Origin of the sequence: Pseudomonas sp. zfem004 (assembly GCF_032621715.1) — a bacterium.
GTDB classification, from domain to species: domain Bacteria; phylum Pseudomonadota; class Gammaproteobacteria; order Pseudomonadales; family Pseudomonadaceae; genus Aquipseudomonas; species Aquipseudomonas sichuanensis.
The window spans coordinates 1-2985 of record NZ_JAVYJF010000049.1 but is presented as its reverse complement, the minus strand read 5'-3'; the positions used below and the strand labels follow the sequence as shown (position 1 = coordinate 2985).

2 protein-coding genes and 2 pseudogenes are annotated in these 2985 nt (G+C 59.0%); all 4 read right to left on the bottom strand.

All coding sequences use genetic code 11. The features are described 5' to 3' along the window. Positions 1-933: pseudogene (locus RTH46_RS26150) on the bottom strand (lipase family protein); the annotation flags it as partial. 3 nt (positions 934-936) lie between these two features. Continuing rightward, positions 937-1701 carry a hypothetical protein gene (locus RTH46_RS26145; RefSeq protein WP_316906969.1) on the bottom strand — a complete coding sequence of 255 codons (765 nt, stop codon included), beginning with the start codon at positions 1699-1701 and terminating at the stop codon, positions 937-939. Between the two features lie 14 nt (positions 1702-1715). After that, positions 1716-2534 (bottom strand): DUF4123 domain-containing protein, encoded by an 819-nt coding sequence (locus RTH46_RS26140; protein WP_316906968.1) that lies wholly within the window; start codon positions 2532-2534, stop codon positions 1716-1718. Continuing rightward, positions 2531-2985: pseudogene (locus RTH46_RS26135) on the bottom strand (type VI secretion system tip protein VgrG); the annotation flags it as partial. The pseudogene RTH46_RS26135 and the gene RTH46_RS26140, both read right to left, overlap by 4 nt.

Genomic DNA, 2985 nt, shown 5'->3' with positions numbered 1-2985 from the left:
GGCCGGGTTCTCCTGATCCTTACCCTGATCAGGCTTGTTCTCATCATAAAGATCAGGATCGAATGGCACGATTTCCCATCGCTGGGAGTAAGGCACATCCTCGTACAGAGGGAAGTACTCCTTGCGCTGGGATGAATCAACACGCCAGATCTCCTGGCCACAGGCCAGCGCCTCGCCAAACCAGTTTCCGACAGTGGGGACATGGGGAAAGCTGACCGAAGCGGCCAGCACAGGATGGCCCAGTGGCTCCTGACCGAACGGGTTGTAGCTGAGCGTGGCCATCAAGGCCAACTGATACAGATTCAGCGCGCAGAACTCAGGGTCCATTGATAGCACGGGCCGGAACGCTCGAAGCGGGCGGACCTCCAGCACAGTATGCTTGCCGGGCATGAGCGCCACTCCCCACTCGCAGTGCTTGCCCATGATCCGCCGGAGCCCTTTGGCGGGTGGGAAGGAACGTGCTGATAGCGGAGGAAGGTGGCAGCCATGACGGACAAGCTCCCGAACTTCTACTTGAAGGAAATAGTCCGCATGCTCGCCTGCCGGGCTGGAGGTCGTTCGAGTACTGTCGTGGTTCACATAGCGCGTCTGTTCAGCTCTCACCTGAAGCTCGGTTATCTTCAGTGGGTAAAAGTCTCTGCGTAACAGATGGCGATACAATTTTTCAGGCCCAGCATACTCACCATTCAAGCGCAACGATATTGGCCCTTGATAATGGTCTTCGGCCTCCCCTACCCCTTGAGCATCTAGGACGCCTCGATAAAACTCACCCTCACAATCGACAACTTCATAAAACAAACCTGCATATGGCTCGCCACTGCCCGATTCATCGACCAACTGAAAACTAGTCTTGCCGCCGCGCGCCGGACACACGAGCATCAAATTATTGAACGGGTGATTGAGCTCATCCATATAGCCTTGTACCGAACGCATACATTACTCCTCGCAACCTGGGTATATCGAGCACGTCTCGCCACTGGGCATTATAAAATCACTAAATTTACCTGGATTATCATCGCAAAACCCATAAGCATCATGCAGCCCCTCACCCAAGCATCGCTTCCAACCATTTGGGAATTTTTCCCATGTCATCTTTATAGACGGGCGTTCCTCATCGACAAGCCGTATATTCATCCTGATCGTTTTTCCCGGTAGTTGATCTACCAAGTAAGCACCGAACGGACTTCCAACAGAAAGCTCACCGCGCTCATTGTCTTTTTTGCAATTTAGCAATTTTCTAAGATTACGATCTGGCCCCATGGTACGAAAGCGCCATTGGCATTCACCGTAGAACGTATCGCCATCCTCGGCATTCATGACACGCCGATATTTTTCATCCAACTCTGTATAAACTCCAACATTAGCCCTATCTTCTGACCGATGGTGAAAAGCGCTCCCGTAAAAGGCCATGATTCTGATCTTTATATGACTAACAATCATCCGGCAGCCCTTGATCGTTTTTCGAATTTCAATGATCGACGTCGGGTCATACTCTCTAGGCCAATGTCTATTGAACGACCTGCGCCAGTCGGTCAATTCACACTTCTCCCCGGGCTCTGGCTCATAGTGCGCAACCGCCGCATATCCAAAATCAGGGGGTAACTCACCCACAAACTTGAACGTATTCGGCTTTTCTTCAGCGCACCCCACCACTGAAATCAAACCGACCAACACCCCACACTTGAGTATCGAACGCTTCATACCTTCCTCCTTGCTCAAAACACTGTGCGAAGCCGCAGCCGCTCCAAGTGCGCCTGAGGGCTTTCATCAGCCAGCGGCGCACACTCACGCGGTACCTCGTACCCCGGCGAGTGCAGGCTCAGCATCATCAGAAACTCAATCGCCTCCCCCGTATGCCAACCCCAGGCCCGGGCCTGACGCAGCTGATGCGCCAACCACTCCAGAGGCGCCTGGCTTTCGGCGAGGGCGCTGTAGGCAGGCAGATGCCGGTTGTAGAGACAGCGATGGGCATTGGCCAGGGCGACGCCGTCGTTTGCGACCTCGGCCGGGGTGGGTAACCAGCTTGGGTCGAGCGGGGCCGGGTAGGCACGCGGCGCCGGGTTGTCCACCACCTGCCAGGCCGTGCCCTGCCAGTAGCACACACTGATAGCCTGACCGAGCCAGGCAGCCCGGCGCTCAGGCACCGTCATTACCCGGGCCAGTTCGCGGTTGTCGTGGAAGCGATACAACGCCCGTTGCGGCCGCTGGCCTAGCAGCAGCCGGGCACGCCAATGCTCGACCCAGGCCATCAGCTCACCGGGTGCCAGGCTGGCCAGCCAGCCCCAATTGCACTGCGGCGCCTCCAGCAGGCCCTGCAGCAAATGCACCTCGCCTTCACCGATCAGGAAGCACACCGGCCCATGCGCGGCGAGGTGGGCGACTTCGGTCTGGTGATACAGCGCGCACCAGCGCTCCGAGCCCAGGCGGGCCATGAGGGCCTGGCGGGCGTCGAAGCCGGCATCCAGTATCAGCACGATGTCGCGGCCACTGGCCCGCTCCCGTGCCATCCATTGCCAAGGGTTCGGCGCGTTCATGCGGCACCTCCCAAGGACAGTGCCTCGCAACAGCTGTCACACACTGGGCACATCGCACTGCCAAGCGCCGGGCCCGCCGTCACCAGCGCCAGTTGTACCGAGCCCACCGTGGTCGGTAGCAACAGGGCAGGCTGCGCCTGGCTGTCGCCCGGCAGCAAGGGTTGCGCCATGACGCTGGCCGCCGGTGTGCCCCCCACCTGGATCGGGCTGCTGGCAAAAATGCCGGCGCTGTTGATCACCAGGTGCTGCCCGCCGACCTTGAGGCTGATGCTGGCCCCGCCTTCCACCACCACCTCGCCATCCGCCGACACTTGCACCTGGCGCCCGGCATGCTGCACCAGCACCGTGCCCACGCGGGTCTGGCTGCCCTGCTCGACCACCAGGTGGTCACTGGCCCGCACCAGCACCTTGCGCTCGCCGCTCACACTGCGCTGCTCGTCGGCCTCCACCG

Excerpts from the sequence above, each read along its gene's own strand:
- RTH46_RS26145 (WP_316906969.1), bottom strand. The coding sequence starts at position 1,701 with ATGAAGCGTTCGATACTCAAGTGTGGGGTGTTGGTCGGTTTGATTTCA.
- RTH46_RS26140 (WP_316906968.1), bottom strand. The coding sequence starts at position 2,534 with ATGAACGCGCCGAACCCTTGGCAATGGATGGCACGGGAGCGGGCCAGT.